Here is a 531-nt window from a genome sequence, read left to right as displayed (position 1 = left end):
CCGTCGATCCGACGCAGCGGCGGGCGCACCAGCCCCAGCGGGAAAGGAGCGACCGCCAGGTCGGCCAGCATGGCGGCCTCCTGCCCCGCGCAGTGCTCGCAGGTGTAGGCGATCCGATAGCTCAGACCGGCATGGTCCAGGGCATCCAGCGCCGCCTGGCGCCATGGGCAGCCATGATGGGCCAGGGCCACCGGCAACGGCGAGCGCTGGGCGCGATCCGCGCACTCGAATCCTGGTGGCAGGCCCGGCGTCGGCGGCGGCACCTGCGCCAGAACCTGCGCCACCTGCTGGCCTGCGACGATGCCACCCTCGAGGATATCGGCTACCGCCGCGGAGATATCCACCGAGCGCTGCGCCTGCCGCGCACCCAAGATGCCCTGGACGCCCTGCACCGCGGCGCGGCGCGCCCGCATCAGGAGGATACGCCGTCCTGACCCTCGAGTGCCGGCCCCGGGCGCCGCGAGACGCCAAGGCCCGGGACCGACCGCACCGATGCCGCCGGGGCTATTCGACGCGGGCGGAGGCCTGGCG

At 74.4% G+C, this 531-nt stretch carries 1 protein-coding gene and 1 pseudogene; one reads left to right on the top strand and one right to left on the bottom strand.

Annotation, left to right across the window (positions count from 1 at the left end):
• Positions 1–209: pseudogene (locus tag ACGTN6_RS21155) on the bottom strand (LysR family transcriptional regulator); the annotation flags it as partial.
• On the opposite strand from ACGTN6_RS21155, the gene ACGTN6_RS21010 reads away from it, so the two are divergent.
• Positions 132–434 carry a DUF1127 domain-containing protein gene (locus tag ACGTN6_RS21010; protein ID WP_394595050.1) on the top strand — a complete coding sequence of 101 codons (303 nt, stop codon included), beginning with the start codon at positions 132–134 and terminating at the stop codon, positions 432–434. The pseudogene ACGTN6_RS21155 and the gene ACGTN6_RS21010 overlap by 78 nt on opposite strands.
• Positions 435–531 lie beyond the last annotated feature (97 nt).

Source organism: Halomonas sp. B23F22_20, assembly GCF_043496985.1.
GTDB lineage: Bacteria > Pseudomonadota > Gammaproteobacteria > Pseudomonadales > Halomonadaceae > Halomonas.
Note: the sequence above shows the minus strand (reverse complement) of the source record. Positions and strands in the feature narration are given on the sequence as shown.

Bases quoted from the DNA above. Each gene is read 5' to 3' on its own strand.
- ACGTN6_RS21010 (WP_394595050.1), top strand. From the start codon at position 132: ATGGTCCAGGGCATCCAGCGCCGCCTGGCGCCATGGGCAGCCATGATG.